Genomic DNA, 4447 nt, shown 5'->3' with positions numbered 1-4447 from the left:
GCGCTGTGGAGCTATCGCACCAAGACCGACCCGTCCTACCAGATGGCGCAATTCCCCGGCAGCCAGTCCGGTGGCAAACTCCCCGCCTTCCTCGGCCGCCGCTATGAGAGCCGGAGCATAAGGCTTTAAAGCCTATCCAAGGGCCTCCATCAGGCGTCCCGCGCACGCGGGAATCCAGCGGCCCGTGATCGCGAGCGCATGAACCAACAAAACCAGCGGCTTGTACCAACGGCCCAATGAAAAGATTTACGCCCTCGGCAAGGTCATGCCCACGCACCTGCGCAGGCATGACGCTCAAGGGATGGGGCAGCCGGTTTTACCTGCCGGAACGGCATAAAAATTTTAAGACAGCCCCCGCGCTGTTAATTTTTAGCTAATACTTTCCTGTTACCTTTAGCCACAGTTCTCGTATAATTTGCCGCAAATCTGAGATATGGGCGCAGTGCCTGCTGGGATTGACGCAACACCACACCACAAAAGGAGATCTCCGAATGACTCATCAACGCACCGCCCGCCAAACGCGGGGCTTTACCCTGACGGAAGCCGCGATTGTGCTCGGCATCGTCGGCCTGATTCTGGGCGCCATCTGGGTCGCCGCCGCCTCTGTTTACGCCAATCTGCGCGTTAAGCAGACTACGGAACAGATACTTCAGATCGCGCAAGCGGTTCGGGCGCTGCATGCTACCTCGACAACGATTACTGCCATCACGGCACTCGACGTCGCCAGAGCAGGGGGCATTCCAAAGGATATGCTTGACAACGCTACTAACCCCACCACAGTAACCAATGTTTGGGGTGGGGCCGTCACCATCACCGCGCCTACCCCCACCACGTTCACGATCAACTATGCCGGCGTACCACAACAGCCATGTGCTGATCTTGCCGTAAGATCAACTGGTGCGGGGCGAGATGCTGGACTTACAAACGTGCTGTTGAATACCACGAACATAGCCGCAGCCGCCTTCCCCATTTCGGTGTCGGCTGCTGTGACGGGGTGTTCAGTAACCTTAGCAGCAGGTCAACCAATTGCCTTCACCTTCCGCCTGCGTGCGTAATCGGTTGAAGTTCGTCTAAGTCAACAAGCGAAAGGCGGGGACTCACCTCCCCGCCTTTTTCTTTTTCGGAGATGGCATGAAGCGGGGAGCGCGGATAAATTGGGCGATGATTTTCGTCGCGCCGGTGGTCGGGGTCGGGATCCTTGTCGGCTTGTGGCTGGCGGTGGCGGCGGGGCGAGAAAATATCCTGCTGGCGCAGGCCATGGATCAGATTCTGGGCATCGTCGACGTGGCGCGGGATCAGGCGACGCCCTCCGGCGCCAGCGGCGCAGCGGCGACCAGAAATTTGATGGAGCGTCTCGCGAAATTGAGCGTCATGCGCGTAGGCCCTGCGGACAAGGATGGCCAGCGCAGCATGTCGAACCCTTGGGGCGAATCGCTTAAGGTGTTCGTTACGCCGGAACGGCAGACAGTGCGAATCGAAACGCGGATCAAGCCCCATACCTGCCGCCGCCTGTTACAATTCTATGGAAACGATCCCGCCGCTTTGGGAGTGCAGGATTTCGCCGTGCGCGACGGAGATTTGTCCGTCCCCGCCCTATGGCTCCCCTTTTACGGCACGACGCCGCCCAAGCCTTTGGATGCCACGGCCATCGCACGGGGGTGCGGGCAGGATGTCTGGGTGTTCCTGGCGCTGACCTTTGGTTTGCGGCATTAGAGCACTATCCGTTTAGTCAGAACAAGAGAAGCCAGTTGCCGTCACCCCAGCGTAGGCTGGGGTCCCATTTGTTATGGGCCGGGGATCTACCAGATGGGATGCCAGCCTTCGCTGGCATGACGTTTCCACCTTAAGGGTAAATGCTCTAGGCGACATCGTCAGGTCAGCCTATAGCCGCGCCGGAAAATTTTCCGAGTCATTTCCCCATCGTCATTCCGGAGAAACTTTCTTTTCGACTTCGTAGAAGGCGAAAGAAAGTTTAATCCGGAACCGCGTTTGGTTTCTTCACTGCTTGGAAAACAAAGTGGAACGGGATTCCGGATGCCATTTTCTTTCGTCCCAAGAGGGACGCAAGAAAAAGTCTCCGGAATGACGATGCGGAGAGGACTTGGGGATTTTTTTGGTACGACTATAGGCTGGGGTGACGGCAAATTTTGGGGGCGCGCTGCTTCAACGGTTAATGCGCGGGCAAAGTTCATGCCCCACAAAATGCCTTGGCTTCAAACTATTCGTCGCGCTACTCTGCGACGAATCATTGCGCTTCACCCCTGTGCCTGCCATGGGCCACCGCGAAGATGGCGGGCACGCAGGGCACGACGGAAACGCGTGGTCGTCAAGAACGGGACGGAGATGGGCTCGTGGGCAGCAACAGCCAATTGCAGAATATTCAGGTTCTAATCGTCGATGACGAAAAGATGATCCAGCGTCTGGTCTATGACGTGCTGGCGCAACTCGGCTTTCGCCAGATCACGGTGGCGAGCAGCGGCAGGCAGGCGATCCATCTGGTGGCGACAAAGCCGTTCGATTTTGTCATCACCGATTGGCGAATGCAGGATCTTGACGGCATCGATCTGGTCGAATTCGTGCGCAAGTCGCCCGAATCGAAATGTCCGCATGTGCCGGTGATTCTGCTGACCGGAAATTCCGAGGCGCACTATGTGGTGCGGGCGCGGGACGCCGGCGTGAACGAATATATCATCAAGCCGTTCGCCGCCGAACAATTGGTGAAGCGCATCCGCGCCGTCATCGAAAAGCCGCGCCCTTTCGTGGTGACCAAGACCTATCGCGGTCCCGACCGCCGCCATCAAGACCTGCCGCCACCCGACGGCAAGGAGCGCAGGAAACAGCGGCACAGACCAGAACCTTCCGAATCATAATAACGAACGCCTAAAGGAAAAAGCCGATGGCCGATCCGAACGAAACCGACGACGTCAAGATTTTCGCGCCCGACAAAAGCCTGTTGATCAAGATTGGCGTCGCCAATCTCGACCACCTGCTGTCGCCCCAAGTCGTGGCGTCGGCGCAGTCCGTGATCGAGAAAAGCGCCGACCAGTTTCTCACCGCCTGCCTCCACCATCTGGCCGAAATCGACAAGCTCCGCGCCGCGTTGCAGCAAGCGCCGACCGATGCAGGAAAGCTGTTGTCCGCGTTGATCCAAGAGGCCTTCGAAATGAAGGTAAAAGCCGGAATGGGCGGCTATGACCTCGCCTCGGCACTGGCGAAATCCCTGCACCTCTATTGCGAGCAAACCGGCCCCGACCGACTGTCACCGCGAAACTTCGAGATCATCGCCTGGCATGTGGCCAGCGTCCGGACAGCCCTCCAGCAGCGTTTGAAAGGTTCCGCCGGTTCCGCAGGCGCCGCAATTCTTCTGGAACTAGGGAAATTGCAGGCGTTGTGGAAGGGGGGCACGGATTCTTGACGTCGTCTCAAAGAACGAGCGGCCCAGGATGGTCGCTGGAAACAACCTCCCAAGTCCACTTGTCTTGCGTAAGACAGGGGCAGAAATGCGCACAGACACCATGGCCGCAACATGCGGGGAAATCACCGAAGAACCGCCAGCGGCGGCACTTTGGTGGGCGATGGGGGGCTCGAACCCACGACCCGCTGATTAAGAGTCAGCTGCTCTACCAACTGAGCTAATCGCCCTTCCCCAAGGGAAGACCGGCTGTGTAGCAGCTAAAAGCGCGGGTGTCCAGCGCCATAGCGTGCTGCTTTCGACGCGCCGATTTCGTCCAGAGAACAACGCCAAATTCGGCACGCAGAACTCCCCTGCCACACGATTTTGGCCCCAACGCTTAAGGCGTTGCAATAAGGCGGCAAATCATCACGCCTGCGGCCCACGCCAATGGCGCGATGATTTTTGTTCAGAAACAGATGGTTACGCCGCCTTGTTCTGGTAAATTCTCACGAGTTCGTCGAGCAGTTTCATCGCGTCGGCGCGGGGGCGTTGGAAGCAGTTGCGGCCGATGATCGAGCCGTTGCCGCCGCCCGCCTGAATGGCGCGGGCGTCCTCAAGCACGCTGTCTTCGCCCTTGGCCGCGCCGCCGGAAAACACGACGATGCGTCGGCCATCAAAGCAGCATTGCATGATGTGCTGCACCCGCTCCGCCAGCGTGGCGACGGGGATTTTCTTGTCCTCGTACACCTTCTGCGATTCCTTGTTGCCGAGAAACGCGGTGGGCAGCTTGACCTTGATGATGTTGGCCCCAAGCAGCGCCGCCATATGCGCGCCGTAGGCAATAACGTCCACGGCCAGCTCGCCGTCCTTGGACAGATCGCCGCCGCGCGGGTAGGACCAGACGACGGTGGCGAGGCCCTTGGCCTTGGCTTCGCGGGACAGGTCGCGGATTTCCTCGAACTGGTTATACATGTTGTCGGACCCGGGATAGATGGTGAAGCCGATGGCGGCGCAGCCGAGGCGCAACGCGTCGTCCACGCTGGCGGTCACGGC

At 58.8% G+C, this 4447-nt stretch carries 5 protein-coding genes and 1 tRNA gene; 4 read left to right on the top strand and 2 right to left on the bottom strand.

Annotated features, from left to right (window positions below):
- The first annotated feature begins 491 nt into the window (after positions 1-491).
- From Q1J43_RS10890 to Q1J43_RS10875, 4 genes are all read left to right on the top strand, one after another.
- Complete coding sequence (locus tag Q1J43_RS10890; protein WP_301102522.1) at positions 492-1055, top strand: type 4 pilus major pilin; 564 nt, start codon at positions 492-494, stop codon at positions 1053-1055.
- Positions 1056-1131: 76 nt separating this feature from the next.
- Positions 1132-1713 (top strand): hypothetical protein, encoded by a 582-nt coding sequence (locus Q1J43_RS10885; RefSeq protein ID WP_301102521.1) that lies wholly within the window; start codon positions 1132-1134, stop codon positions 1711-1713.
- Positions 1714-2351: 638 nt separating this feature from the next.
- Entirely contained in the window at positions 2352-2870 is a 519-nt protein-coding gene (locus Q1J43_RS10880; RefSeq protein WP_301102520.1) for a response regulator, read from the top strand.
- A gap of 26 nt (positions 2871-2896) precedes the next feature.
- A complete protein-coding gene (locus tag Q1J43_RS10875; protein WP_301102519.1) occupies positions 2897-3415 on the top strand; it encodes a hypothetical protein in 519 nt (172 codons plus the stop codon).
- Between the two features lie 151 nt (positions 3416-3566).
- On the opposite strand, the gene Q1J43_RS10870 is transcribed toward Q1J43_RS10875, so the two are convergent.
- Both Q1J43_RS10870 and Q1J43_RS10865 read right to left on the bottom strand, forming a co-directional pair.
- Positions 3567-3642 (bottom strand) — tRNA-Lys (locus tag Q1J43_RS10870).
- A gap of 232 nt (positions 3643-3874) precedes the next feature.
- On the bottom strand, positions 3875-4447 hold a 573-nt coding region (locus Q1J43_RS10865), incomplete at its 5' end, for a class I fructose-bisphosphate aldolase (protein ID WP_301102518.1).

The sequence above is a fragment of the Propionivibrio sp. genome, from assembly GCF_029255185.1.
Taxonomy (GTDB): Bacteria; Pseudomonadota; Gammaproteobacteria; order Burkholderiales; family Rhodocyclaceae; genus Propionivibrio.
Note: the sequence above shows the minus strand (reverse complement) of the source record. Positions and strands in the feature narration are given on the sequence as shown.

Bases quoted from the DNA above. Each gene is read 5' to 3' on its own strand.
- Q1J43_RS10890 (WP_301102522.1), top strand. From the start codon at position 492: ATGACTCATCAACGCACCGCCCGCCAAACGCGGGGCTTTACCCTGACG.
- Q1J43_RS10875 (WP_301102519.1), top strand. From the start codon at position 2,897: ATGGCCGATCCGAACGAAACCGACGACGTCAAGATTTTCGCGCCCGAC.
- Q1J43_RS10885 (WP_301102521.1), top strand. From the start codon at position 1,132: ATGAAGCGGGGAGCGCGGATAAATTGGGCGATGATTTTCGTCGCGCCG.